This is a genomic window from Streptomyces sp. NPDC050164, assembly GCF_044459945.1.
In the GTDB taxonomy this organism is placed as follows: domain Bacteria; phylum Actinomycetota; class Actinomycetes; order Streptomycetales; family Streptomycetaceae; genus Streptomyces; species Streptomyces coeruleorubidus_A.
Map to the genome: position 1 here is coordinate 165291 of NZ_JBITJK010000010.1, position 25713 is coordinate 191003.

Consider the following 25713-nt stretch of genomic DNA (forward strand, 5'->3'; position numbering starts at 1 on the left):
GGTTGCGGCGGGCGGGGCGTCAGTGGACGCCCAGCCAGCTCTCGATCGGGTTGAGGGCGAAGTAGACGAGGAACACCGCCGTCAGGATCCACATGAAGGCGCCGATCTCGCGCACCTTGCCCTGGGCGGTCTTGATGGCGACGTAGGAGATGACGCCCGCGGCGACACCGGTGGTGATGGTGTACGTGAACGGCATCAGGACGACCGTCAGGAACACCGGGACGGCGGTGGCCCGGTCGGCCCAGTCCACGTGCCGGGCGTTCATCAGCATCATCGCGCCGATGACGACGAGGGCGGCGGACGCGACCTCCTGCGGCACGATCGCCGTGAGCGGCGTGAAGAACAGACAGGCCGCGAAGAACAGACCCGTGACCACGGAGGCCAGGCCGGTGCGCGCGCCCTCGCCGACGCCCGTGGCCGACTCGATGAACACCGTCTGGCCGGAGCCGCCGGACACACCGCCGATCGCGCCGCCGGCGCCGTCGATGAACAGCGCCTTGGACAGGCCCGGCATCCGGCCCTTGTCGTCGGCGAGCTTGGCCTCGGTGCCGACGCCGATGATGGTCGCCATCGCGTCGAAGAACCCGGCCAGCACCAGCGTGAAGACGATCATGCCGACGGTCATCGCGCCGACCTCGCCCCAGCCGCCGAACTCCACGTCCCCGAAGAGCGAGAAGTCGGGCATGGACACCGCGCTTCCGTGCAGCTCGGGCGCGCCGGCCGCCCACTGCTTGGGGTCGATGACGCCCGCGGCGTTCAGGATCGCGGCGACGACCGTGCCGCTGACGATGCCGATGAGGATGGCGCCCGGGATGTTCCGGGCCTGGAGCATGAAGATCAGCAGCAGGGTGCCGGCGAAGAGCAGCACCGGCCAGCCGGCCAGTTCGCCCGCCGGGCCGAGCGCGAGGGGGGTGGCCTCGCCCTGGTGCACGAAGCCGGACTTGTAGAAGCCGATGAGGGCGATGAACAGGCCGATGCCCATGGTGATGCCGTGCTTGAGCGCGAGCGGGATCGCGTTCATGATCATCTCGCGCAGGCCGGTGACGACCAGCAGCATGATGACCACGCCGTACATCACGCACATGCCCATCGCCTGCGGCCAGGTCATCTCGGGCGCGACCTGGGAGGCGAGGACTCCGGAGACGGAGAGACCGGCGGCGAGGGCGAGCGGCACCTTGCCGACGAGACCCATCAGCAGGGTGGTGAGGGCCGCCGCGAACGCGGTCGCGGTGATCAGGCCCTGCTGCGCGAGGGTGTTCCCCGCCGCGTCCTTGCCGGACAGGATCAGGGGGTTGAGCAGGAGGATGTACGCCATCGCCATGAAGGTGGTGACGCCGCCGCGCACTTCGCGCGCGACCGTGGACCCTCTGTGGGATATGTGGAAGTACCGGTCGAGCCAGGACCGTCCGGCCGGGACGCGGGTGCCTTCGCCCGCGTCTTCGGCTGTGGTCCTCGGCTCTACTGACTGCTGGGTCATGTGGGCCTACTCCCAAGTTTCATAGGGGGTTGGGATGCACGACCCGGGGGACGGCCCGAGACGAACGAAGGGGGTCCGGGGGACGCGGTCCCCCGGACGGAACTCTCCTGCTCAGGCCTCGGAGAGTGACGTACCCGTCAGGTGCTCGGGCCGTACCGGAGTCCGGTTCAGCTCGAGCCCGGTCGCGTTCCGGATGGCCGCGAGGACCGCCGGGGTCGACGACAGGGTGGGCGCCTCGCCGACGCCGCGCAGCCCGTACGGGGCGTGCTCGTCGGCGAGTTCGAGGACGTCGACCGGGATGGTCGGCGTGTCGAGGATGGTCGGGATCAGGTAGTCCGTGAAGGAGGGGTTCTTCACCATCGCCGTCTTGGGGTCGACGATGATCTCCTCCATGACCGCCACGCCCAGGCCCTGCGTGGTGCCGCCCTGGATCTGGCCGAGCACGGACAGCGGGTTGAGCGCCTTGCCGACGTCCTGGGCACAGGCCAGCTCGATGACCTTCACCAGGCCGAGCTCGGTGTCGACCTCGACGACGGCGCGGTGCGCGGCGAAGGAGTACTGCACGTGCCCGTTGCCCTGGCCGGTGCGCAGGTCGAAGGGCTCGGTCGGCCGGTGCCGCCACTCCTCCTCGACCTCGACGGCCTCGCCCTCCAGGACGTCGACCAGGTCGGCCAGGACCTCGCCGCCGTCGGTGACGACCTTGCCCCCTTCCAGGAGCAGTTCGGCCGTGGCCCAGGCCGGGTGGTAGGAGCCGAACTTGCGGCGGCCGATCTCCAGCACCTTCTCGCGGACCAGCTCACAGGCGTTCTTCACGGCGCCGCCGGTGACGTACGTCTGCCGGGAGGCCGATGTCGAACCGGCGCTGCCCACCTGGGTGTCGGCCGGGTTGATGGTCACCTGCGTGACGCCCAGCTCGGTGCGGGCGATCTGCGCGTGGACCGTGACACCGCCCTGGCCGACCTCGGCCATGGCCGTGTGGACGGTGACGACGGGCTCGCCGCCCACGACCTCCATCCGGACCTTCGCGGTCGAGTAGTCGTCGAACCCCTCGGAGAAGCCCACGTTCTTGATGCCGACCGCGTAGCCGACACCGCGTACGACGCCTTCGCCGTGCGTGGTGTTGGACAGGCCGCCCGGCAGTTGCCGCACGTCGGCGCCCTCGCTGGACTCCCACTGGCGCTCCGGCGGCATCGGCATCGCCTTGACACGGCGCAGGAGTTCGGCGACCGGGGCCGGCGAGTCGACCGGCTGCCCGGTCGGCATGATCGTGCCCTGCTCCATGGCGTTGAGCTGCCGGAACTCCACCGGGTCCATGCCGAGCCTCTTCGCCAGCTTGTCCATCTGCGCCTCGTAGGCGAAGCACGCCTGGACCGCGCCGAAGCCGCGCATGGCGCCGCAGGGCGGGTTGTTGGTGTAGAGGGCGATGGCCTCGATGTCCACGTCGTCGACCACGTACGGGCCGACCGACAGGGAGGAGGCGTTGCCGACGACGGCCGGGGAGGCGGAGGCGTAGGCGCCGCCGTCCAGGACGATCCGGCACTTCATGTGCGTGAGCTTGCCGTCCTTGGTGGCCCCGTGCTCGTAGTGGAGCTTCGCCGGGTGGCGGTGGACATGCCCGAAGAAGGACTCGAACCGGTTGTAGACGATCTTGACCGGCTTGCCCGTGCGCAGCGCCAGCAGGCAGGCGTGGATCTGCATCGACAGGTCCTCGCGGCCGCCGAACGCGCCGCCGACGCCGGACAGCGTCATCCGCACCTTGTCCTCGGGCAGGCCGAGCACGGGCGCGATCTGGCGCAGATCGCTGTGCAGCCACTGGGTGGCGATGTAGAGGTGGACGCCGCCGTCCTCCTCCGGCACCGCGAGGCCGGACTCGGGGCCGAGGAAGGCCTGGTCCTGCATGCCGAAGGTGTACTCGCCCTCGACGATGACGTCCGCCCGCTCGCGGGCCTTCTCCACGTCACCACGGACGATCGGCTGGCGGTGGACGATGTTGGGGTGCGGGACGTGGCCGGCGTGGTGGTCGTCGCGGTCCTCGTGGACGAGGATCGCGTCGGGGGCGGTCGCGGACGCCTCGTTGGTGATGACGGGCAGTTCACGGTAGTCGACCCTGATCTTCGCGGCGGCGCGGCGCGCGGTCTCCGGGTGGTCGGCGGCGACGATCGCGACCGGCTCGCCGTGGTGGCGGACCTTGCCGTGGGCGAGGACCGGGGTGTCCTGGATCTCCAGCCCGTAGTTCTTCACGTCGGTCGGCAGGTCGTCGTACGTCAGCACGGCGTAGACGCCCGGCGTGGCCAGGGCCTCGCTCGTGTCGATGGACACGATCTCGGCGTGCGCGACGGTCGACCGGAGGATCTGCCCCCACAGCATGTCCTCGTGCCACATGTCGGACGAGTACGCGAACTCGCCGGTGACCTTGAGGGTGCCGTCCGGGCGGAGCGTGGACTCGCCGATGCCGCCCTTGGTCTGGGAGCCCTGCGTGATTTTCGTGGGTGCGCCGTTGGGCGACATGCTCAGACCCCCTCGGACTGGCGGGCGGCCGCGAGGCGGACCGCGTCCATGATCTTCTCGTAGCCGGTGCAGCGGCACAGGTTGCCCGACAGCGCCTCGCGGATGTCCGCGTCGGTCGGGGTCGGGTTGCGCTCCAGCATCTCGTCGGCGGCGACCAGCAGACCGGGTGTGCAGAAACCGCACTGGACGGCGCCGGCGTCGATGAACGCCTGCTGGATCGGGGAGAGCTCGGTGCCCTCGCCGGTCTGCGAGTCGGTGCCCTTGGCCTCCCTCCCCCAGGCTTCGCCCGGGGGGACCCCCAGCCGGGCGTTCTGGAGCGTCGTACCGCAGGCGCCACTCGCGCAGCCGCCCTCGGCGCGCCGCTTGGCGTAGTCCGCGAGGCCCTCGACGGTGACGACCTCGCGGCCCTCCACCTGACCCGCCGCCACCAGGCACGAACACACCGGCACACCGTCCAGCCGGACCGTGCACGACCCGCACTCGCCCTGCTCACAGGCGTTCTTCGAGCCCGGCAGGCCGAGCCGCTCCCTCAGCACGTACAGCAGGGACTCGCCCTCCCACACGTCGTCGGCTTCCTGCGGACGGCCGTTGACCGTGAAGTTGACGCGCATCACGCAGCTCCCTCGGTGGTGCGGCGCGTGCCGCGGTAGGACTCCCAGGTCCAGGTCAGCGTGCGGCGGGCCATGACGCCGACCGCGTGGCGGCGGTAGCTCGCGGTGCCCCGGACGTCGTCGATCGGGTTGCAGGCGGCGGAGCACAGGTCCGCGAACTGCTTGGCGACCGACGGGGTGATGATCTTCCCGTTGTCCCAGAAGCCGCCCTCCTCCAGAGCGGCGTTCAGGAACTCCTCGGCGGCCTTGGCCCGAACGGGGGTCGGAGCGGCCGAACCGATGCCGGTCCGCACGGTCCGCGTCTTGGGGTGCAGCGCGAGCCCGAAGGCGCACACGGCGATGACCATCGCGTTCCTGGTCCCCACCTTGGAGAACTGCTGCGGCCCGTCGGCCTTCTTCACATGCACGGCCCGGATCAGCTCGTCGGGGGCCAGCGCGTTGCGCTTGACGCCCGTGTAGAACTCGTCGATCGGGATACGACGCGAGCCGCGCACCGACTCGACCTCCACCTCGGCGCCCGCGGCGAGCAGGGCGGGGTGGGCGTCGCCGGCCGGGGAGGCGGTGCCGAGGTTGCCGCCGACGCCGCCGCGGTTGCGGATCTGCGGGGAGGCGACCGTGTGCGAGGCCAGGGCGAGCCCCGGCAGCTCGGCGCGCAGGTTGTCCATGATCTTCGTGTACGGCACGGAGGCACCCAGCCGCACGCTCTCCTCGCCGACCTCCCACTCGGAGAGGTCGCCGATGCGGTTCAGGTCCATGAGGTACTCGGGCCGGCGGTGGTCGAAGTTGATCTCGACCATCACGTCGGTGCCACCCGCAATCGGCACAGCGGTGGGATGCTCGGCTTTCGCGGCGAGCGCCTCCTCCCAGCTGGCGGGGCGAAGGAAGTCCATGACCGGCTCTCTTCTTCGTCTTCGTGTGGGGCGTTCAGATTGAGCCAATCCGTGTGCGGCGGTCCCGGCTCGTTCATGTGCTGTTAACGCGTAGTGGACTCAGTACACAGGGCGGTGCTCGGGCGGGGTCAGTCACGGAAACCATGAAGGAGTTGGCTGGCCAGGACGGGCATCTTGTAGATTCGTATGAACGGAGGCCATCAGAAACCTCCTCGTTTTCCTGTGGAAACGCGCGACACAGCCGCGTGACCTGGGACACAGCCGGGACACGCTCGGAGGGCGACAAACATCGCTCAGCAGCCCACCGATCAGACGTTCACCGCATACCCCACCAAGATCCACCATAGATTTCGAGACAAAGAACGGCGGCGACGAGAATGCGGCTGCGCGCACTGCTGGACACCGACGCGCTGGGCCTCAAGCTGCTCGGCGGCGAGGACGAGCTGGACCGCACCGTGCGCGGTGTGATGACCACCGACCTGCGCGACCCCAGCCGCTACCTCTCGGGCGGCGAGCTGGTGCTCACGGGCCTGGCCTGGCGCCGGGACGCCGCGGACTCGGAGCCGTTCGTCCGGATCCTGGTGCAGGAGGGGGTCACGGCCCTCGCCGCGGGCGAGGCCGAGCTCGGGGACGTACCGGACGACCTGGTCGCGGCCTGCGCCCGCCACCGCCTCCCGCTCTTCGCGGTGCACGAGTCGGTGGCGTTCGCGACGATCACCGAACACGTCGTACGGCAGGTCTCGGGCGAGCGCGCCGGAGACCTCGCGGCCGTGGTCGACCGCCACCGCCGGATGATGACGTCGGGCCCGGCGGGCGGCGGCCCGGACGTGGTCCTGGACCTGCTGGGCTCGGACCTGGACCTGCGCGCCTGGGTGCTCTCCCCCACCGGCCGCCCGATCGCGGGCCCGAAGACGCAGGGCCCCGCCCTCCCCGCCGAGGCCTGCGCCCGGCTGGCGGCGGAACACCTGACCGCCACCCGCACGGGCCGCCGCGCCCCGCACCGCCTCTTCCTGGACGGCACCACCTACTCCCTCTTCCCGATCCGCTCGACGGGCCGCTCCCCGCAGACCTCCCGGGACGCCCGCGAGAGCGTCCTGTCCGACTGGCTGCTGGCGGTCGAGGCGGACGCCGGGGACTGGGCGGAGGAGCGCCTCGACCTCCTCTACGGCGTCACCCAGCTGATCGCGGTCGAGCGGGACCGCCGGGACGCCGCCCGCACGGTCCGCCGCCGCCTCGCCCAGGAGGTCCTGGAACTGGTCCAGGCGGGCGCGGCTCCCGCCGAGATCGCCGCCCGCCTCCGGGTGGCCGCCCCGGTCCTGCTGCCGGGCCTCGGCGCCGCGCCGCACTGGCAGGTGGTCGTGGCCCGCGTCGACTGGGACGGCGGCGAGGTCGAGGGCGGCCCGGTCGCCCAGGCCCTGCTGGAGGAGATCCTCGTCGACCCCCTGTCGGCGGGCCCGGAGCCCTCCGACCGCATCGCCGTGGCCCACACGGGCGACGAGGCCATCGCCCTCGTCCCGCTCCCCGCCGTCGCGACGGAGCACGACGGCTCCGAGACCGGCGTCCTCGCGGACGCACTCCTGGAGTCCGTACGGGACCCCCTGACGGCCGGCCTGAACGACGACGGCCGCCTCACACTCGGCGTCAGCGCGGCCGTGCACTCGGCGGAGGGCCTGCGCGGCGCACTGGAGGAGGCCCGCCACGCCCGCCGGGTGGCGGCGGCCCGCCCGGGCCGGGTCTGCGCGGCGGGCCACCAGGAACTGGCCTCCCACGTCCTGCTGCTGCCCTTCGTCCCGGACGACGTCCGCCGCGCCTTCACGGCCCGCCTCCTGGACCCCCTCCGCGACTACGACCGCCGCCACCGCGCCGAGCTGATCCCCACTCTGGAGGCCTTCCTGGACTGCGACGGCTCCTGGACCCGCTGCGCCACCCGGCTCCACCTCCACGTCAACACACTGCGCTACCGGGTGGGCCGCATCGAGCAGTTGACGAGCCGCGATCTGTCGCGCCTGGAGGACAAGCTCGACTTCTTCCTGGCACTGCGGATGAGCTGACCCGGACCCGGTCCCACCAGCGCGAGTACGCGCATTGCCGGCGCCTGACGGTGCGTCTGCTGGCACCATGGGGTATTCCCGGCGCGGGCCGGGGTCTCGGGGGAGGGCAGATGGTCGAACTCACGGTGGAGGAACGCCGACGGATCGTCACGCTCCTGGCGACCGTGCCCGTGCTGTCCTCCGAGTCCGGCCGGGCGGAGATGCTCACGCTCGCCGGGCTCGGGCAGCTGGTTCCCCATATCGACATCACCGGTCCGCCGCTCGTGGCGGCCAGCCGCATCGTCACCCATCTCTCGGCCTACGGCCGCTTCTCCCGCGACCACGAGGCGCTGGGCCTTTTCCTCAATCTGGTCGCCACCCTCACCGGCAAGGAACAACAGGACTTCATCGCGGACCTGTTGCTGAGGCACCGCATGATGGTGCCGGTCTCTCCGGCTCCCGCAGTCGCCTCGTGGAGAGGGCCCGACTCCGCCCGGAGCGTCGAAGAGAAGATCATCACGAGCAACACGCTCCGGCCGGTCCACTTCCTCGAGCAGGCCCTGGCCGCCGCCCGGTCCGTGTGCCACATCGAGGTCCGCCAGGGGATGTCGGGATGGACCGGCACAGGCTTCCTGGTGGCGGACGATCTGCTGCTGACCAACGAGCACGTACTGCCGAGCGAGGAAGTGCTCGCGGACGCCCGCTTCCTCTTCAACTACGAGGACGATCCGGCGGGCCGGCCGCGGCCCGTCGAGACCGTACGGGCCAGTGGGGGGTTCTTCCTCGCCGACCGGAGCCTGGATTTCGCGCTCGTGGAGCTGGCCGGCTCGCCCGGCGAGCGCTGGGGCCGGCTGCGCCTCGTCGACTCACCGCCCCTGGTCGGTGAGCGGGTGAACATCATCCAGCACCCGGGCGGGCAGCCCAAGCAGATCGCGATGCAGAGCAACTTCGTCGAGTACGTCGACGACACCGTGATCCAGTACGTCACGGCCACGCTCCCCGGCTCCTCCGGCGCGCCGGTACTGACCGACGACTGGCAGGTCTGCGCGGTCCACCACGCCGGAGGCCACCTGGAGGAACCGGCCACCGGCAGCCACTGCTACCGCAACGAGGGCTTCCGCACCGGCCAGATCCTCGACCGGCTCCCGTCCGGCCCGCGTTCCCGCCTCAGCTGATCACTCACCGGAGGACACAGCCATGCACGACCCACACCCGGGGAGCCTGCGCGGCAGACTGGTCCAGAGCCTCGCGTCCCTGCCGGGTATGACCCAGCCGGGGCAGCGGGAGTTCCTCCTGGACAACGTGGGGTACGGAGAGCTCGCACAGCAACTGGACGTGCACGGCGGCAGCGCCGTCAGCTTCTTCACCTCGCTGGTCGGGGCACTCGCGCCGAGGGGCCCCGAGGTCATGGCCGGCTTCGTCGCCGAGCTGGCGCGGGTCACCGTGGTCGGGGTGGACCGCAAGGAGCAGTTGAACGGCCTCGCCGACGAGATCCGGCGGCTCGGGCCCGACGGGATGGCCGGACTCGTGGCGCCGGGCACCCCGTTCGCCACCCTGCGTGCCCGCGCCCGCGACAACACCCTGAAGGAGATCGCCGAGGTCGGCTCCAAGTACCTGCCGGAGCTGTACTTCCGACACGAGGAACTAGAGGCCCGCGTGGAGGAGTTCCTCGCCGACGACAGTGTGTGCCTGCTGGTGGTCTCCAAGCCGGGACGGGGCAAGACCAGCCTGCTCTGTGCACTGGCCGAGCGGACCGCCGACGACGCGGTCGTCCTGCTGATGTCGGCCCGCGTCCCGGTCTCGGAGCCGTACGGCCTGCTGAAACTGATCGCCGTCCGCCTCGGCTACGGCACCGACTGGCCCGGCTGCTTCGCGGACCTGGGCGAGGTCAGTGCGCGGGGCCCGCAACCCCTGCTGCTGCTCGACGCCATCAACGAGTCCCCCGCCAAGCCCGACGACATGAAGGCGGCCCTGCACGAGCTGCTGCGGCAGGCGGAGAGCTCCGGCGTCAAGGTCGTGATCACCTGCCGTACCGACTTCTGGCAGTTCTACCGCACGTCCTTCTGGTCCAGCTACGTCCGCCAGCGGTCCCTGGCCCTGGCCGGCATCCGGCCGTCGTCCACCCGCGTGGAGGACGTGCCGCTGTTCCCCGTCGACGCCTTCCCGCGGATCGCCACCGACTACTTCGCCGCCTTCGGCATCCGGGGCGAGTTGCGCGGCGAGGCCGCCGAGCGGTGCAGGCACGCGCTGGTGCTGCGCATCCTGTGCGAGGCCTATCGGGGCCAGGACATCGGCGTCGTCGAGGACTTCCGTCTCTTCAGGCTGTTCAAGCTGTTCTGGGAGCGCAAGGTCGAGCAGGTGGCCGACACCACATCGCTCAAGGGCCGCAGCGCGGTCGCCGACCTCGTGCTGGAGGTCGCCCGCCTCATGCGGGAGGCGCGCAGCACGACGGTGCCCCGCAGCGCGGTGGCAGCCCGGCTGCGCTGTGCCCTGAGCGAACTGGACAGCAGCGACTCGCTCTACAGCCGGGTCATCGACGAGGAGATCATTCTCGAGGAGAGCGTCGACGACGAGCTGGGCGTACGTAACGTCGTCTTCATCTACGACCGCTTCGCCGAGTACGTGCTCGCACTCAGCCTGTACGTCGACCAGGGCTGGTCGGTGAAGTCCCGCTCCCTCATCGTCTCCGACGCGCTCGCGCTGATGGACCAGGAGGACGGGTTCCCCTCCCTGCGCGGTGCGCTGGAGTTCCTCGTGCTGCGGCTGGAGGACCTCAGACCCGCGGAGCTGGTCCACATCGACGTGGTCCGCGCGATGCTCGACCGCAGCTGGAAGTGGCGGGGCATCGCGACTCTGCTGGCGTTCCAGCTCGACCGTGGCCACGGCCCGTCCTTCTGGGCCTTCCTGCGCGAACTGGCCGGGCACCAGGTGGACTTCGTGCGCCGCATCGTCGCCGAGCAGTCCTACCGCGTCACCGCGGACGGTGACCCTCAGGGCCTGGAGCTCCTCAACGGCCTGCTGTGGGACGGCAACCAGGGTGTGCGGAAGGCGGCCCGGGAGGCACTGCTGCGACTGCCCGCCGCAGCAGTGCCCGAGGAGGTACGGCTGCTTCTGGCCAACCCCGCGCGGGAAGCCGCGACGATGGCGGCACGGCTGCTCATCGTCGCCCCCGGCGACGAGAAGGAGCTGAGCCGGCGCGTCGACTGGCTGACGGCACACGGCCCCGATGAGCGACTGCCCCAGGAGGTACTGCGCGTCCTGGAGACCAACCGCGCTGTCGCCTACACGGAGCTTCCGTGGCTGGCCAGGTGCCGAGAGGCGTTCACCGCCGCGCGTGGACCGCTCGCGGACGAGTACCGCACGGCGGTCGAGGCACAGCACGACAAGCGGCTGGCCGAGCTGGAGGAGGACCGGCGCTTTCTCGTGCGGCTGTACAGGGCGCTGGACGAACAACTCCGGACGGCGACCCCCACGGCAGTGCTCGACCCCCTGCGGCACCTCGTCACGCCGCGCCTGGAGCCCGTGCAGGAACGGAGTACCCCGTTCAGGAGGCTGCTCAAGGGCAACCAGAACCGGTACCGGGAGCTGCCCTCCCCAGCCGAAAGCGTGTGGCGGCGACTGGTGGAGGAGCCCGGACCGCAACCCCACCTCATCCGCCGCGAGGTCGAGGCTTCCGGCTGGACGGACGCCCGGAAGATCGGCGATCTGTGGCAGGCCGCGTACCGGGTCTTCGCAGCGCTCCAGCAAGTGCCCGACTCCCGGGCGGACTTGAGGACCTGGGTGTCGTTCTGCCGCGACGTGGCCGCTTCCGCTGGCCTGGACATCACGGACTCGGAGGCGAGCGGCCTCGTCCACCCGGAGCAGCTCGCGCTGTGGCTCTGGCTCAGCGAGGAGAGGCGGCACCAGCGCGGCGGCGGCATCGGCGCCCTGGTCGCCCGCCTCGAAGGACTTCCGGTGGACCGGCTCGTCGAGGAGCTGGAGGTGTACCAGTCTCCCGTGAAGCTGCCCCAGCGACCGCTGGCCGATCTGCTGGAGGCACTGTGCCTGGTGCTGCGCGGCGGACCCACGCAGCCCGCACAGGTACTGGCGCCCCTGGTCGTCTGGCATGAGTCGAGGGACAGCAGGATGGTCGACGAGGCACTCGACGAACTGCACTGGCTGGATCCCGACTCCTTCTGGTTCATCATCCAGTCGCTGCTCAACCACCCGGACCAGCGCCTCATCAACGTGGCGGCACGGGTGGGCGAGCGGGCCGAGCACGTCGGCGACAGCGTGCCCGACAGGCGGCGGGAGATCCTCGACGCTCTGGCCGACATCGTCAACGAGATCTCGGGGGTACCGATCGACGACATCCACATGGGGGCCTCGTTCACCGGCGATCTGGAGATCGACTCCCTGTCGCTCATCGAGGTGGTCGTCGCGGCCGAGGAGCGCTTCGACGTACGGATTCCCGACGACGATGTCAGCCAGTTGCAGACCGTGCGCGACGCCGTCGACTACATCGCGCGGCAAGCGCGGTCCTGAGAGCACGCCGCGCCGTCCGGAGCAACCGATCAGGCCACCGGTCCCACGACTTTGTGAAATCCTTCACCCACCCCCTTGGCCCGGCCCTCCGATTCGTGCTGAGATGCCGCCACCACTCAACAGCTCGATGGCGTGCTCGGGGAGGGCAACGTGGCGCATACCGCCATGTCTGGTAACGGAACGACTGCCGGTGACGATCCCCTCCAGACCGCGGTATGGCGGCTGCGCTCACGCGCGTGCTGGGCCGACGCGGCCGCCCTGCTGCTACCGGACACCCCCGCGGCGGCGCTGCAACGCGCGTCGCTGCTGGTGGAACGGTGTCTGTACACGGAGCAGGGCTGGGAGGAGGCCGAGGACGCCCTGCGCACCGCCGAGGCGCTGGCCCACAGCGACGACGAGCGGGGCGCGGCCGCTTGTGAACGCGGGTACTTGGCCTACGCCGCGACGGTGCTCGCGGTGCGCGACCGGGCCGACGAGGCGCGGGCGGCGCTGGGGCGGGCCGCGGCGCTGATCCCTCCGGGGGCTGCGCAGCGGGCCCTGCTGGACTTCCGTCGCGGGTTGCTCGCGGAGAACCTGGCGCGTTCCCCGCAGGCGGCGCGTGCCGCGTACCGCCGTGCGCACGCGGGGGCGACGGCGCAGTCCGACCCGTTGCTGCTGTCCTTCACGTGGCGTCATCTGGCCGGACTCGCCTTGCGGGACGGGGAGTTGGCGGAGGCGCGGCACGGTTTCACGGAGTCGCTGCGGATCCGTGAGGAACTGGGCTATCTCGTCGGTACGGCGCCGGCGCTGGTGTCCCTCGCCGACACGGAGACCGAGCCGGAGGCGGCCCGGCTGCGGGAGGAGGCTCGGCGGTTGTTCCGGTTGCTCGGGGGTGTGCCGACGTGGTTGGCGCGGCAGTTGGCGCCGTCGCCTCCGGCGGCGGGGGCGGCGACGGCTTGACGGCGCTGAACGGTGCCCGGCGTTGAGGCTGGGGCCCGGGTGGGTGTGCAGCTCGGCGCGACGAGGTGCCGCTGCGCCCACCCGTGCCGCCCTTAGGGCCTGTCGTTTGGATCACGCCGCAGACGCGGGGTCTGGCACGCACCTCTGCGGCGTTGTCGTCGGTTGCCGACTCCCCCAAGCTCTCGACTTCGCTCGAGCAAGGGGGGACCCCCATCGCGTCGACGCCCTCCTCCGCCTTGCAGAGGCACGCACCAGACCCCGCTCAGCCCGCGCCCGCGAAGTGCTCCCCCACCAGCGCCCGCACCACGTCCAGGTCCCGGGCGATCAACGCGTCCAGCAACGCCGTGTGTTCATGTGCGTCCGCCACCAGATCAGCCCGGCCTCGCATCCCCGGGCCGCTCCCCACCAGCGGCCACTGCGCCCGCCGGTGCAGGTCCTCCGCGACCTGGACGAGCTGCTCGTTCCCGGAGAGGGACAGCACGGCCCGGTGGAACCCCCGGTCGGACTCCGCGTAGGTCGCGCGGCAGCCGGAGGACGCCGCGCGGACCGTCGCCTCGGCGAGGGGACGCAGCTCGGCCCAGCGCTCCGCCGGCACGGTCCGGGCCAGCCGCAGCATCACCGGCACCTCGATCAGCGCCCGCACCTCGGCCAGCTCCGCCAACTCCCGCACGCCCCGCTCGACCACCCGGAACCCGCGGTTCGGCACGACCTCGACGGCACCCTCGATGGCCAGCTGCTGCATGGCTTCCCGTACCGGCGTCGCGGAGACCCCGAACCGCTCGGCCAGCACCGGCGCCGAGTACACCTCCCCGGGCCGTAGGTCCCCGGCCACCAGCGCGGCCCGCAGCGCGTCCACGATCTGCCCGCGCACCGACGACCGCTGCACGACGGGCCGGCCTCGCGGAGGGGACGGCAGGGCGGGCTCACTGTGTGTGTGCTCCCCCCGGACCACCTCGCAGGCCCCACCAGCCCCATGCCTCATCCGACCCGCATCCGCCACTCCAGGCTGCTGCGGCACCCTGACCTGCCCACCCGGAACCTCGGCACTCGGCACCCCCACCTCGGAGGAAGAGCCCTGCGCGCCCTGCTTCACGGCTCCTCCTCCGGACGTATCGGTACTTGGGGTCATTACGGCGGGTTGTTACTCGTCCGTCAAGCACCATAAGCGCACCGGCCGTCAGTTCAAATCCCAGCGATCTTGGGTAAGGTAAGGCTTACCTTCAAGCGACCCGTTCAACAGACGCGGACCGGTGATCACATGCCCCTGCCCCCTTCGGCCCTCTCCGGCGCGTACGCCCGTCTGGCCGAGGTCCTCCCGGGGCTGGCCATCACCGAACTGACCGCCGAGGACGAGGCTCCCCAGGGCGGCAACTGGACCACCGCCGCCGCGCTCGCGGAAGCCGGCCCCGGCCTCGACGCCTTCCTGTCCTGGGACGACGCCCAGATCCGCAGGGACTACGACCGGCAGGCACGCCCCGACGTGATCGCCAGCTTCGGCCTGCACCGATACGCCTGGTCCGCCTGCCTCCTGATCACCGTCCCCTGGTTCCTGCACCACCGCGTGCCCCGCTACCCCGTGACGCACGTCTCGTACGACCGCACCGCCCCCGGCCACCCCGTCGGCCACCTCGCCGTCCGCCCGGCCGGCTTCGCCTGCCTGCCCGGCGACGAGGCCGCCGCGCTGCCCGGCGCCCGGGTCGTCCCGGACGAGGAGGCGCTGCGGGCCGAGGTGCGGTCGGCGGTCGCCGAGCACATGGAGCCGGTCCTGGCCGGTTTCGGACCCAGGATGCGGCGCCGCGGCCGGGCCCTGTGGGGCATGGCGACGGACGAGATCGTCGAGGGACTCTGGTACGTCGCCCAGCTGCTCGGCGAGATCGAGGAACGGCGCGCGATGCGCGAGCTGGAGCTGCTCCTGCCGGGCGCGACCAAGCCGTACGTGGGCACGGCGGCCTTCCGCCAGCTGACCGGCCCCGGCGGCGAGCCGCTGCGCACCCGGGACCGCGCGAGCTGCTGCATGTTCTACACCCTGCGCCCCGAAGACACCTGCGCCACCTGCCCGCGCACCTGCGACGCCGACCGGGTCACCAAGCTGCTGGCCACGGCCGGTTGAGTCACCACGGGCAGACACAGGCCGAGCAGCCCCCATCACCTCGTAAGATCATCACGGAATCGGCCACCCACACGCGCGCAGCCGATTCACAACTTCCTCACGTGTCACGGTAGCTTTCCGTGGAACCACCCGTGCGGGTAGTCTTCTTCGAACTCAACTCTCGCCCCTCACGCGGCAGTTCGAGCAGAATGCCGCCCTGGGCAATCCCTTGCACTTCCTTGGCGGCCTCTTGCCCCGAAACCCCCTGAGGGCCGGTGGGATTGGGCCACTATGGCGGGCGTTACGCCCTATCCCAATGCAAGGACCACCCAGATGAGACTGACCGACATATCGCTGAACTGGCTGCTTCCGGGCGCCGTGCTTCTCCTGGGCATGCTGGCGGCGGTGGCGGTGCTCGCGCGCGGCAAGCGCTCCTCGGTCAAAGACACGAGCGCGGACGATTCCTGGGAGCGCAGCGAGGAACGCCGCAGACGCAAGGAGGCCCTCTACGGCACCGTCTCCTACGTCCTTCTTTTCTGCTGCGCGGCCGTCGCCGCCGCGCTTTCCTTCCACGGCCTGGTCGGCTTCGGCGAGCAGAACCTCGGGCTCTCCGACGGCTGGCAGTACCTCGTCCCGTTCGGCCTGGACGGCGCGGCGATGTTCTGCTCCGTGCTCGCGGTGCGCGAGGCCAGCCACGGTGACGCCGCGCTCGGCTCCCGGATACTGGTCTGGACGTTCGCGTTCGCCGCGGCCTGGTTCAACTGGGTGCACGCGCCCAGGGGCGTCGGCCACGCGGGTGCCCCTCACTTCTTCGCGGGCATGTCGCTGTCGGCGGCGGTGCTCTTCGACCGCGCGCTGAAGCAGACCCGCCGGGCCGCCCTGCGGGAGCAGGGCCTGGTGCCGCGCCCGCTGCCGCAGATCCGTATCGTGCGCTGGCTGCGGGCCCCCCGGGAGACGTACAAGGCCTGGTCGCTGATGCTCCTGGAGGGTGTGCGCAGCCTGGACGAGGCCGTCGACGAGGTGCGCGAGGACAAGCGCAAGAAGGACGCCGACCGGCAGCGGCGCCGCGACCAGCAGCGCGTGGAGCGGGCCCAGTTGAAGGCGATCAGCCGCGGTCACCGCGGCTACCTCGGCCGCGGTGGCGGTGGCGGCCGGCAGCTGGAGGTGCAGGTGGAGCGCGGCTCCTCGCAGGTCTCCGCGGAGCCTGCCATATCCGGGCCGGAGCAACTGCCCGTCCCTTCGCGTCCCTCCCTTCAGCCCGTTCGCCGCGGAGCTGACCCGGTGACCGTCGACCTCACCGCTGAGGACGACACCATGGCGCTGCCGCGCCTCGATTCCCTGGAGCGCAAGCTCAAGGACCTGGAGCAGCAGTTCGGCTGACCGAGCCGCACAGAGCCGGGAAGGGGGCGTGGCCTGCGGGCCGCGCCCCTTCCCCGTTCACGCCGCCTCGGCCTCCAGCTCGAACCAGACGGCCTTGCCCACTCCGTGCGCCCTGACCCCCCAGGCGTCCGCGAGGGACTGCACCAGGAACAGGCCCCTGCCGTTCGTACCGTCGTCGGCGACCGGTACGCGCAGCCGGGGTCGGCGGGCCACGAAGTCCCGTACCTCCACCCGTAGTCCACGCGGTCCGACGGTGGCCGTCAGGACCGCGTCGTGGTCGGTGTGGACGATCGCGTTGGTGACGAGCTCGCTGGTGAGCAGTTCCGCCACGTCCGATCGTGCGGTCCTCCCCCACTGCCCGAGCAACTCCCGCAGGGCCCTTCGGGCCTCCGGCACGGCCCGTAGGTCCGCCCGCCCGAGTCTGCGCCTCAACTGAGGCGCCGGCACCTGCTCCGTGACGTCTTCGGCCTTGTCCTCCGCCGTTTTCGCCGAGAAGGTCCCGATCGTTATGGGACCGCCCCCTCGTGCCTGCCTCTCCATGACCCCCGCCTGCGCGCCGATGTCGGTTCCCCTCCAGCTCGAACACGTTCACGGGGATCCATGCCCCGTCGGGCACGCGGCAGTCATGTCGAATCGTCAACACCCGGGTGTTCGGCCACGTGGCCGGGACCGGCGGGCCGGGCGGAGGGCTCCTGAGCGGTACGGCGGCGGGGAGATGGGGGACAAGAGGGTAGCCGGTGGGCGTCCCGCTGTGGATCCTGACCGCCGGAGATCGGACGAACTGCCGATGGCCGGCTGCCGATCCTTCCGTACACGGCGAAGGGCTGGGGCAGCCGGTATCCCTGCGCGGCGGTCCGGTGAAGTTGGCCGAAGTACGACGGTCTTGCCCGCCGGTTCCCGGCCGGTACGGGGCCGTCCTCCCGACCCCCGTGGCGGGAGGACGGCCCCGGTCCTTTCCCGGTGGCCGCCCGGTCAGTACAGCTTGTTGACGGCGGTGGTCGTGGACGTCCTGAAGGCGGGCACGGGCGCGTCGCCGAAGTCGCCCATCTGTCCCCACTCCACGACGGTGACGGTCCTGCCGTCCCGCCCGACGGACAGCAGCGTGATGTCCGTGGCCCCCCCCAGGAGGTCTCGGTGTGCAGTCCGCGGACGCGGGCGCCCTCCTCTACGGGCAGCGAGCCGTGGTCCCGGCCCTCGGCCCGGACGTCCGGGGAGGACTCCTCGACACGGTCGGCGCAGGTGCGGATCTCCTCGTCGAGACGCTTGGCGAGAGCCTTGGCCTTGGCGGCGGAGCCGGTCACGACGGTGACCTGTACGGCGCTGGCCTCCGGGTCGGTGCGCAACGCCCGGTGCCGGTAGTCGTAGCCGGGCAGCCCCTCCCCCAGGCAGGAGCCGACGAGCTCCTCCGGGAACCCGTCGGTGACCGGTCCGGCGGTCCAGGCCGAGGTCGGGTGCGGCGGCAGCCCACGCGGTCGCCGGGAGCGACGCCGGCACGCCGAACCCGGCGGTGCGCATGCCGTACCGCGTCTCCGCGCAGGACCCCGAGGTGCTGCTGGTGACCGCCCGGACGGGGACGTGCGACTGCCGCTGGTTCCTGGAGCTGGAGTGGTCCTCCCAGGGCCGCAAGGGAACCGTCCGCATCGACGACGACGGCCGCCCGTTCCGCACCAGCGGCATCAAGCAACTGCCCCGGCACACGTACGACACCTGACACGCCAGTGGACGCCCTACCGCTAGATCTCCAAAGTCCTGGAGCCGGGGCACGTAACAGGGCGATCAGGTCACGCAGGACGCCGTCACGCCTCCCAAACGGCCGCGGCCGTACGGTCGTCCGCGTAACCCTTGATCCGTACTTGGGTGTCCGCGAGGAACGCTGCGAGGCCGGGCGGCTGGGGGCGGGACCACCGCTCGGCGAGGTGGTCGCCCAGTTCGGGTTCGCCGCGCAGCGGGTCGGCGAGGCCGCCGCTGCACACGAGGAGCGTGTCACCCGGGCGGGCGACGGAGGTACGGAAGCGGAAGGGTTCGCGGGGTGGTTCCGGGGCCGGTTCGTAGGGGCTGGGCGGGGTCGGGATGCCGAGGTCCATGGTGAGCCGGTCGCCCTCGGGCGTCTCTGAGGGCGGCGATCCGAATCCCACGACGGGTTCGCCCCTGGTCTCGGCGACCTGCGGTTCGATGTCCTGCCACTCGCCGTCCCGCAGCCGGAACAGCCCGCCGGGCCCGACGCCGAAGAAGACGCGCGTACGGCACTCGGGGTCGGCGGGCAGCAGCAGACAGCGCAGGCCGGCCGCGTACTCCTCCGGGTCGACGCCCTGTTCGGCGGCGCTGGCGCGGAGCTTGCCGAGGCTGCGGTCGGTGAGGCGGTGCAGTCCGGACTTGAGGTCGCCGCGCCGCCCCGCCCTTATGTCCTCCACGAGCCGCGTGTGACTGCGTCCGACGGCCCGCCCGATCCAGTGACAGGCCTCGGCGGCGGCCCGGTGCGCCCCCGGTGTGGCCCGGGCCCCGGTCGCCATCGCCACCAGCAGCAACGCCTGCTCGCCGGTGCCGAACCGCGCGGTCAGCAAGGAGTCCCGCCGCGGCTCCCCCCGATACCGCGCGGAGTCCCCCCGCACGGACACGGCCCGCAACGTGCAGGTCCCGTACCGGGCCCCGTCGAGCACGGTGTCCGCGACCAGGTCGTCCAGATCATCGGGATCGGCGAGCGGGAGGGCAGTGGGTTCGGCGTCGTAGGTGGGCGGCCGCGAGCCCACGTAGCCACGGGGCCGGGGGACGTACGCGGGGCGCTCGAAGGCGGGTTCGGGTTGGTCGGGCGGTGGCGGATCGGCGGGGCCTGGTGGTGAGGGCGGCGGATCGGCCTCGGCGCGGGATGCGGTACCGCCGGGCCGGGGGACGCGGGGCGCGGCCTCGTCGGGCTCGGCCTCGGCGCCGCCCGGATCGGGGGCACCTGCCGCAGCCTCGCGGGGGCCCGGCTCGGCTGTCGGCGCTGTGGGACCCCTGGGCGGGGCGCCCGCCGTGGTGGAACGGGCCTCGGGGCTCGGCCAGAAGGGAGGGGCCGGGGGTGGCGGGGGGACGGTCGGTGGGGCGGGGGGCGTCCGCGCGGTGGGGATCGTCGCCGCGGGGGGCTGCCCCGGACTGTCCGACTGGCTGTGGGGCCTGGACGACCCGGCCGCACCGCCCGTGGGCGTTCGCCCGCCCGTCCGTGTCCGCTCAGCGTCCCCGGGTTCCCGCTCCCGTCCCTGCCGTTTCGCCGCGGTCGGGAAGGTCACCGGGCCCGTGGGCCGCGCGGGCGGTGGTTCCCAGGGGGCGCGCTGCGGTGGCGGGCCGGGGGCACGTGGGGTGTCCATGGTGTCGTCTGCCCCTGCCCGAGGCGCCGGAACCACCGGTCCGGAGACGGAAACGCCCCGGTCGCCCACCGCCCCCGCCGCCGAGGCGAAGCGGTCGTCGAGGGAATCGGGTGCGGGTGCGGGACCCGTGTCGCCGGTGGAGTCGTCGTACAACTGCCCCCACCAGTCGTCCTCGGGACCGGTGGGCCTTCCCCCCTGCTGGCTCATGCCCCTAATTGTCCACCGCACGGGCCGGATGAAAACGGGGCTTGTGGAAAAACCGGCCTTCCACGGCACCGCGAACGGCGCGTCGAGTGAGCCGTAGAACGGCCATGCGATATGGGGCGTATCGGCGGCCGCGACCGGCTGACCTGCGGGTCTGGACCACGAACACGCTTCTGACCTGCGCCTTCTCCCGTATTCCGGCAGGCTGGTGAGATGGGAGTGTGGGACCTCCTGCTGGTCGGGCTGGTCATCCTGCTCGGTCTGTACGGAGTGCTGCTGCCCGCGGTGCCCGGGTCGTTGCTGGTGTGGGCCGCGGTCATGTGGTGGGCGCTGAAGGATCCGCGGCCGGTGGCATGGTGGGTCCTGGTGGGAGCCACGGCCCTGATGTTCGTCTCCCAGGGCGTGCGCTGGGCCCTGCCACCCCGGCGGCTTCGGGCGAGCGGCGCCACCCACCGCATGCTGGGCTACGCCGGAGCGGGATCCACCCTCGGCTTCGTCCTGCTCCCGGTCATCGGCGCGATCCCCGGCTTCCTGGCCGGCATCTACCTCGCCGAACGCCTCCGCCTCGGACGGCACGCCGAAGCCGTCGCGGCCCTGCGCACGGCGATGCGCTCGGGCGGCTCCAGCGTGCTGGTGGAACTGTTCACCTGCCAGGTGATCGCGGCGGCATGGGTGGGGGTCGTTTTCGGCTCCTAGCTAGAGGACACCCTCGTGCGTGAGCAGCCGTACCTTGCGCTCCAGGCCGCCCGCGTAGCCGGTCAGTGTCCCGTCGGCCCCGATCACCCGGTGACACGGGCGGACCACCAGCAGCGGATTGGCGCCGATCGCCCCGCCCACGGCCCGTACGGCCGCCCTGGACGCTCCGATGCGCGCGGCGATCTCGCCGTAGGTCACGGTCGAGCCGTAGGGGATGTCGTCCAGCGCGGCCCAGACCTTCTCCCGGAAGACCGAGCCGTCGGTGCGCCACGTCAGCCGGAACTCCTTCAGTTCCCCGGCGAAGTAGGCGGCGAGCTGCTCCTCGGCCTCGCGGAAGGGCCCCCGGTCCTGCCGCCAGTCGTCCCGCACCACGCGTCCGCCCTTCTGCCCGGGCACGGACAGCGAGGTCAGCGCGCCGTCCGGGGCGGCGGTGAGGAGCAGCGGCCCGAGCGGGGAGGCCACGTTCGTCCAGTACGTCGAGGTCATCACAACTCCCACTTCCCTGCTGCGCGCAGGTGGTTCAGGGCGTACGAGCGCCAGGGGCGCCAGCTGTCGGGGACGTCGGCACCGGGTGGGGCCACGTCCGGGTCGCCGAGGGCGCGGGTGCGGATCTCGGCGATCGTGCGGGCGTCCAGGCCGGCCACGGCACGCAGGGCGTCCTGCGCGTCGTCCCGGTCGGCGCCGGGGTCCAGGCGTACGGCGTGGTCGGCCAGGGCGGCGGTGAGCGCGCCGAGGGTGCCACCGGGTTCGGCGCCGGCGAGGACGGCCGGCTCGGGGAAGAGGTGGGTGAGGCCGCCGCAGGGGGCGTCGAGGGCCTTGCCGTAGCGCCGTACGAGCCGTTCCGCCTCCGCCCGGCCGACCAGTGCGCGTACCGCGAGTTCCTCCGGGTCGGCGGTGCCCGGCGAGCGCAGGCCGGGCCGGGCGGCGACCAGGGGGGCGAGCACCGGGTCGGCGCCGAGGCGCTCGTCGACGGCGTAGGGGTCGGCGTCGAGGTCGAGCTGCCGCCGCAGCCGCTGTACGGCGGTGGTGAGGTCACGGGGGTCGGTGAGGTGCAGCCGGGCGTCGAGCCAGCCGCCCGGGTGGGCGCCGGACCCGGTCCTGGCGGTGCCGGGGCGTTCGTCGACGGCGACGATGCCGGTGCCGTACGGGAGGCGGAGCGTGCGCCGGTAGGTGCGCGCGCCGGGCGGGCCGCCGACCTCTTCGATGCCGGGCACGGCTTCGCGTTCCAGCAGGTCGAAGACGGGGCCCGCCTGGTAGGGGCCGCGGTGGGCGAGCCGTAGCGGGATCCCCGCGTTCGGGGTGGCCGTACGCCGGGCCCGGCTGCTCTTCGGTGCGGCGGCGGCGCGCAGCCCGCTCGGGGTCGACGCGTACACGGCCCGGATGGTGTCGTTGAACTGCCGCACGCTGGCGAAGCCCGACGCGAACGCGATCTCGGTGATCGGCAGGTCGGTGGTCTGCACCAGGACGCGCGCGGTGTGGGCCCGCTGGGCGCGGGCGAGGGCGACCGGCCCGGCGCCGAGCTCCGCGGTGAGCTGCCGCTGCACCTGCCGTGCGCTGTAGCCGAGCCGTCCGGCCAGCCCGGCGACGCCCTCCCGGTCGACCACGCCGTCGGCGATCAGCCGCATGGCCCGGCCCACCACGTCCGCGCGGACGTTCCACTCGGCGGAGCCGGGCACGGCGTCCGGCCGGCACCGCCGGCAGGCCCGGAAGCCCGAGCCCTGCGCGGCGGCGGCCGTGGCGAAGAACCGTACGTTGGCCCGCTTCGGGGTGAGGGCGGGGCAGCTCGGCCGGCAGTAGATGCCGGTCGTCTCGACGGCGAAGAAGAAGGCGCCGTCGAAACGCCCGTCACGACTGCGTACGGCTTCGTACCGGGGGTCTTCCCCCGTGTCTTCGTCCCTTGTGTCCTCGTCGCTCACGGGGTCCAGTCTCCGCCGTCGGCGGGGCTGCCGCTGGCGGAAATCGGACACGGCGCTTCGGACACCGGGCGGCTACGAACGCCAGTGCGGTCCGCGCTTGGCCTCCATCGCGGCCCTTCCGATCGCGCCCTTGCGCTTGAAGTCCTTGCGGATCTCCGCCCGGAGCCGGGCGTCCGTCTTGGCGACGATGCGCTGGTTCTCCCGCAGGAGCTTGCGGTAGCTCTGCAGTCGCCGCTCCGGCACTTCACCGGACTCGATGGCGGCGAGCACGGCGCACCCGGGCTCGGCCTCGTGGGCGCAGTCGTGGAAACGGCACCGCTCGGCCAGTTCCTCGATCTCGGAGAACACCTGCCCGACGCCGCTCTCGGCGTCCCACAGCCCGACGCCCCGCAGTCCGGGTGTGTCGATCAGGACACCCCCGCCGGGCAGGGCGAGCAGGTTGCGGGTGGTCGTGGTGTGGCGGCCCTTGCCGTCGACGTCCCGGGCGGCCTGGACGACCATGACGTCCTCGCCGAGCAGCGCGTTGGCGAGGGTCGACTTGCCCGCGCCGGACTGCCCGAGCAGCACGGACGTACCACCGCCGACGATCGCCGCGACCACGTCGAGACCGTCCCCGCCCAGAGAGCTGACGGGCACCACCGGCACGCCGGGCGCGCTGGTCTCCACGTCCTGGACGAGGTGGGCGACGGTTTCGGCGTCCGGCACGAGGTCGGCCTTGGTGAGGACGACGACGGGCTGCGCCCCGGACTCCCAGGCGAGCGCGAGGAACCGTTCGATACGCCCGAGGTCGAGCTCGACGGAGAGGGGCACGGCGACGATGGCGTGGTCGACGTTGGCCGCGAGGATCTGCCCCTCGGACCGCTGGGAGGAGGTGGAGCGGACGAACGCGGTCCGGCGCGGCAGGTACGCGCGGACGTAACGCGGGTTCCCGCCGGGTTCGACGGCGACCCAGTCGCCGGTGCAGACGACCCGCAGGGGGTCATGCGGGGTGACGAAGGCGGTGTCGGCGCGCAGCACGCCGTCGGCGGTGGCGACGTCGCACTGCCCGCGGTCGACCCGGATCACGCGTCCGGGCAGCAGTCCTTCGGTGGCGTAGGGGGCGAACTCGTCCGCCCACGCGTCGTCCCAGCCGTAGGGGGCGAGCGCGGAGAAAATGGATGAGGCAGAGCTGGAAGTCAAGGGTGACCCTTCCCAAGGTCGGCCCCCGGCCCGAGAGTCGGTCGGATCAGCCGGCGGCCACGGAGGTGGACTTGATGGATTCCTGGATGCGGGCAGCGCCCATCGCAATGACAGCCATCGGTCAACACCTCCTCGATCCTCGGTTCTTCGTGATCCCCCGACTCTTCGTGGAACCGCCGTCACGGTATCCCGTCGCGGCCAAGTCGCGTCAACTGCTTTTCACGCAGTCCTGGCCGTTCAGCGTGAAGTCGTACGGCGGCGAGTTCTTGCCGCGCCAGGAGGCGAGGAAGCCGAAGGCCAGGTCGCCGCCCGCGGGGACCGACTTGTTGTAGTCGGCTGCGGTGGCGCTGACGCGGGAGCCGTCCTGGGAGACGGAGGCGTCCCACATCTGGCCGACCTGCTGGCCGTCGCGGAAGGACCAGGACACGCGCCAGGAGTCGAGGGACTTGCTGCTGGTGACGGTGACGGTGGCCTGGAAGCCGTCGGGCCACTGGTTGACCAGGTCGTACTCGACCCGGCAGGCGGGGTCCTCACTCTCGCCGCCCTCCGTGGGAGAGGAGGTGCCCTGCGGTTCGGTGTGACGGTTCCTGTCTTCCGGTTTGCCGGGCTTCTCCGACTTGCTCGTGTCCTCGGTGGCGTCGTCGGCCGGCTTCGAGGTCGCGGGAGGCAGAGTGGGGGCGGACGGCAGGGGTGGGTCGGGGTTGGGGTCGGCCACCGGCTGACGGCCGGCGTCGTCACGTGCCCCGAAGTCGTCGTCGGAGCCGCCGAAGGGCATCAGCGAGACGCCGAGCGCGAGGACGGAGACCAGGACGGCCGCCACGAAGAGGCCGTTGCGGGCGACGCGCGCCTTCTGCTCCCCGTCCTCCGGTTCTCCGGTCGCCTGGTCCGCCCGGTCGGGGCGGCCGGCGCCGAGCCGCACCTCGGCGGCGCGGCGGCGGCGCTCCAGGTAGGCGAGGCCTCCCCAGCCGATCACCCCGCCGGCCAGTGCCCCGGGCAGTCCACCGCCGTGCAGCCGCAGACAGGCGGCGGCCTCGGCGCACTGGACGCAGGTGGCGAGGTGCCGGGAGAGGTCGCCCGGGGTGTCGGCGGCCGAGGAGCGGGTGACGGCGTCCAGCAGCCGGGCGTAGCTGCGGCACTGGGCGTCCATCGGGGTGTCGAGGTGGTTGCGGTGGCAGCGGTCCCGGAACAGGGTGCGCACCTGCTGGAGTTCGTCGGCGGCGGTGGCCGGGTCGAGGCCCAGGCGGCGGGCGACCACGGGCAGCGGCAGCGCCTCCACCTCGGCCAGCCACAGCAGTTCCGCGTCGGCCTGCTGGAGGTCACGCAGGCCGCGCAGCGCGAGCGGGCGCGTCAGGGGCGGGCCGGTGTAGCGGGCGGCCTTGTCCGAGTTGAGCCACAGGCGCAGGTCGGGGTCGAGTTTGTGGCCCTGCCCCTCTTCTTCCCACGCCGCGGCCGTGGTGCGTACGGCGGTCAGCAGCAGGGGTATCCGGGGCAGCCGGGCGGCGCGGCGGCCGGCGCTTCGCACCGGGCCGGTTTCGGCCGCGCGGGCCTCACGCGTGCCGTGTGCGAACGCCTCGCGGCCCAGCTGTGCGGCGGCGGTCGAGCCGGACGTGCACAGATCGGCGTAAGCGAGGACCGCGTCCCAGCACTCGGAGAACAGCGCGGCCTCGGCGGCGTCCTGAGGGGTCGGCAGGTCGGGCATGGGTCTCCTGCATCCACAAGCGAGGTCAACTCACCGTATTGGCAGTGGAGTTGGGGGGAACCTCGAGGCAGGGCAAGAGCTTTTCACGCCACCCACACAACTGACAAGCGCCCTGTTCAGATATCAGTACTGGGCGGCGCACCCCCACGACTCCGGCGTCTTCATGCCGTACGGGTGCGACCGCCCTGCGACTCAACGCCGTACCGCAATGATGAAGGATGTCATCGAAG

General features: G+C 72.1%; 18 protein-coding genes and 2 pseudogenes. 8 read left to right on the forward strand and 12 right to left on the reverse strand.

What is annotated here, in order from left to right; all coding sequences use genetic code 11:
• Positions 1-19: 19 nt before the first annotated feature.
• From ACIBNA_RS17215 to ACIBNA_RS17230, 4 genes are all read right to left on the reverse strand, one after another.
• A complete protein-coding gene (locus ACIBNA_RS17215; protein WP_399166022.1) occupies positions 20-1477 on the reverse strand; it encodes an NCS2 family permease in 1458 nt (485 codons plus the stop codon).
• A gap of 111 nt (positions 1478-1588) precedes the next feature.
• On the reverse strand, positions 1589-3985 hold the full coding sequence (locus ACIBNA_RS17220; RefSeq protein ID WP_399166023.1) for a xanthine dehydrogenase family protein molybdopterin-binding subunit: 2397 nt from the start codon (positions 3983-3985) through the stop codon (positions 1589-1591).
• Positions 3986-3987: 2 nt separating this feature from the next.
• Complete coding sequence (locus ACIBNA_RS17225) at positions 3988-4596, reverse strand: (2Fe-2S)-binding protein (RefSeq protein ID WP_399166024.1); 609 nt, start codon at positions 4594-4596, stop codon at positions 3988-3990.
• Entirely contained in the window at positions 4596-5486 is an 891-nt protein-coding gene (locus tag ACIBNA_RS17230; RefSeq protein WP_399166025.1) for an FAD binding domain-containing protein, read from the reverse strand. Before ACIBNA_RS17230 ends, ACIBNA_RS17225 begins: the two co-directional genes overlap by 1 nt.
• Positions 5487-5863: 377 nt before the next feature.
• Between ACIBNA_RS17230 and ACIBNA_RS17235 the strand changes: the two genes are divergently transcribed.
• From ACIBNA_RS17235 to ACIBNA_RS17250, 4 genes are all read left to right on the forward strand, one after another.
• Positions 5864-7537, forward strand: a complete 1674-nt coding sequence (locus tag ACIBNA_RS17235; protein ID WP_399166026.1) for a PucR family transcriptional regulator — start codon at positions 5864-5866, stop codon at positions 7535-7537.
• Between the two features lie 110 nt (positions 7538-7647).
• On the forward strand, positions 7648-8691 hold the full coding sequence (locus ACIBNA_RS17240; RefSeq protein ID WP_399166027.1) for a trypsin-like peptidase domain-containing protein: 1044 nt from the start codon (positions 7648-7650) through the stop codon (positions 8689-8691).
• A 3097-nt stretch (positions 8692-11788) separates the two neighbouring features.
• Positions 11789-12040: an acyl carrier protein gene (locus tag ACIBNA_RS17245; RefSeq protein ID WP_399166065.1), complete on the forward strand. Its 252-nt coding sequence runs from the start codon at positions 11789-11791 to the stop codon at positions 12038-12040.
• Positions 12041-12205: 165 nt separating this feature from the next.
• Complete coding sequence (locus tag ACIBNA_RS17250; RefSeq protein ID WP_399166028.1) at positions 12206-12979, forward strand: hypothetical protein; 774 nt, start codon at positions 12206-12208, stop codon at positions 12977-12979.
• Positions 12980-13241: 262 nt separating this feature from the next.
• On the opposite strand, the gene ACIBNA_RS17255 is transcribed toward ACIBNA_RS17250, so the two are convergent.
• Positions 13242-14072, reverse strand: a complete 831-nt coding sequence (locus tag ACIBNA_RS17255) for a GntR family transcriptional regulator (protein WP_399166029.1) — start codon at positions 14070-14072, stop codon at positions 13242-13244.
• Positions 14073-14237: 165 nt separating this feature from the next.
• On the opposite strand from ACIBNA_RS17255, the gene ACIBNA_RS17260 reads away from it, so the two are divergent.
• Both ACIBNA_RS17260 and ACIBNA_RS17265 read left to right on the forward strand, forming a co-directional pair.
• Positions 14238-15089: a (2Fe-2S)-binding protein gene (locus tag ACIBNA_RS17260; RefSeq protein ID WP_399166030.1), complete on the forward strand. Its 852-nt coding sequence runs from the start codon at positions 14238-14240 to the stop codon at positions 15087-15089.
• A gap of 312 nt (positions 15090-15401) precedes the next feature.
• Entirely contained in the window at positions 15402-16448 is a 1047-nt protein-coding gene (locus ACIBNA_RS17265) for a DUF2637 domain-containing protein (protein WP_399166032.1), read from the forward strand.
• A 57-nt stretch (positions 16449-16505) separates the two neighbouring features.
• Here ACIBNA_RS17265 and ACIBNA_RS17270 read toward each other — a convergent pair whose 3' ends face one another.
• Together ACIBNA_RS17270 and ACIBNA_RS17275 are read right to left on the reverse strand one after the other, a co-directional pair.
• On the reverse strand, positions 16506-16988 hold the full coding sequence (locus ACIBNA_RS17270) for an ATP-binding protein (protein WP_399166033.1): 483 nt from the start codon (positions 16986-16988) through the stop codon (positions 16506-16508).
• 432 nt (positions 16989-17420) lie between these two features.
• Positions 17421-17914, reverse strand: a pseudogene (locus ACIBNA_RS17275) (hypothetical protein); the annotation flags it as partial.
• On the opposite strand from ACIBNA_RS17275, the pseudogene ACIBNA_RS17280 reads away from it, so the two are divergent.
• Positions 17911-18185 (forward strand): annotated as a pseudogene (locus ACIBNA_RS17280) (transcriptional regulator); the annotation flags it as partial. The pseudogenes ACIBNA_RS17275 and ACIBNA_RS17280 sit on opposite strands and share 4 nt — an antisense overlap.
• Positions 18186-18244: 59 nt before the next feature.
• On the opposite strand, the gene ACIBNA_RS17285 reads toward ACIBNA_RS17280, so the two are convergent.
• Positions 18245-19996: a protein phosphatase 2C domain-containing protein gene (locus tag ACIBNA_RS17285; protein WP_399166034.1), complete on the reverse strand. Its 1752-nt coding sequence runs from the start codon at positions 19994-19996 to the stop codon at positions 18245-18247.
• A 210-nt stretch (positions 19997-20206) separates the two neighbouring features.
• On the opposite strand from ACIBNA_RS17285, the gene ACIBNA_RS17290 reads away from it, so the two are divergent.
• Complete coding sequence (locus tag ACIBNA_RS17290; RefSeq protein WP_399166035.1) at positions 20207-20689, forward strand: DUF456 domain-containing protein; 483 nt, start codon at positions 20207-20209, stop codon at positions 20687-20689.
• On the opposite strand, the gene ACIBNA_RS17295 is transcribed toward ACIBNA_RS17290, so the two are convergent.
• From ACIBNA_RS17295 to ACIBNA_RS17310, 4 genes are all read right to left on the reverse strand, one after another.
• Complete coding sequence (locus ACIBNA_RS17295; protein WP_399166036.1) at positions 20690-21175, reverse strand: methylated-DNA--[protein]-cysteine S-methyltransferase; 486 nt, start codon at positions 21173-21175, stop codon at positions 20690-20692. It abuts the gene before it with no gap.
• Entirely contained in the window at positions 21175-22605 is a 1431-nt protein-coding gene (locus ACIBNA_RS17300) for a DNA-3-methyladenine glycosylase 2 family protein (protein WP_399166037.1), read from the reverse strand. Before ACIBNA_RS17300 ends, ACIBNA_RS17295 begins: the two co-directional genes overlap by 1 nt.
• A 72-nt stretch (positions 22606-22677) precedes the next feature.
• Positions 22678-23784, reverse strand: coding sequence for a ribosome small subunit-dependent GTPase A (gene rsgA / locus ACIBNA_RS17305; RefSeq protein WP_399166038.1), 1107 nt, complete (start codon positions 23782-23784; stop codon positions 22678-22680).
• Positions 23785-23992: 208 nt separating this feature from the next.
• Positions 23993-25483: a cellulose binding domain-containing protein gene (locus ACIBNA_RS17310; protein ID WP_399166039.1), complete on the reverse strand. Its 1491-nt coding sequence runs from the start codon at positions 25481-25483 to the stop codon at positions 23993-23995.
• Positions 25484-25713 lie beyond the last annotated feature (230 nt).

Bases quoted from the DNA above. Each gene is read 5' to 3' on its own strand.
- ACIBNA_RS17225 (WP_399166024.1), bottom strand. From the start codon at position 4,596: ATGCGCGTCAACTTCACGGTCAACGGCCGTCCGCAGGAAGCCGACGAC.
- ACIBNA_RS17250 (WP_399166028.1), top strand. From the start codon at position 12,206: ATGTCTGGTAACGGAACGACTGCCGGTGACGATCCCCTCCAGACCGCG.
- ACIBNA_RS17310 (WP_399166039.1), bottom strand. From the start codon at position 25,483: ATGCCCGACCTGCCGACCCCTCAGGACGCCGCCGAGGCCGCGCTGTTC.
- ACIBNA_RS17285 (WP_399166034.1), bottom strand. From the start codon at position 19,996: ATGAGCCAGCAGGGGGGAAGGCCCACCGGTCCCGAGGACGACTGGTGG.
- ACIBNA_RS17265 (WP_399166032.1), top strand. From the start codon at position 15,402: ATGAGACTGACCGACATATCGCTGAACTGGCTGCTTCCGGGCGCCGTG.
- ACIBNA_RS17235 (WP_399166026.1), top strand. From the start codon at position 5,864: ATGCGGCTGCGCGCACTGCTGGACACCGACGCGCTGGGCCTCAAGCTG.
- ACIBNA_RS17215 (WP_399166022.1), bottom strand. From the start codon at position 1,477: ATGACCCAGCAGTCAGTAGAGCCGAGGACCACAGCCGAAGACGCGGGC.
- ACIBNA_RS17220 (WP_399166023.1), bottom strand. From the start codon at position 3,985: ATGTCGCCCAACGGCGCACCCACGAAAATCACGCAGGGCTCCCAGACC.
- ACIBNA_RS17240 (WP_399166027.1), top strand. From the start codon at position 7,648: ATGGTCGAACTCACGGTGGAGGAACGCCGACGGATCGTCACGCTCCTG.
- ACIBNA_RS17290 (WP_399166035.1), top strand. From the start codon at position 20,207: ATGGGAGTGTGGGACCTCCTGCTGGTCGGGCTGGTCATCCTGCTCGGT.
- ACIBNA_RS17260 (WP_399166030.1), top strand. From the start codon at position 14,238: ATGCCCCTGCCCCCTTCGGCCCTCTCCGGCGCGTACGCCCGTCTGGCC.
- ACIBNA_RS17270 (WP_399166033.1), bottom strand. From the start codon at position 16,988: ATGGAGAGGCAGGCACGAGGGGGCGGTCCCATAACGATCGGGACCTTC.
- ACIBNA_RS17230 (WP_399166025.1), bottom strand. From the start codon at position 5,486: ATGGACTTCCTTCGCCCCGCCAGCTGGGAGGAGGCGCTCGCCGCGAAA.
- ACIBNA_RS17295 (WP_399166036.1), bottom strand. From the start codon at position 21,175: ATGACCTCGACGTACTGGACGAACGTGGCCTCCCCGCTCGGGCCGCTG.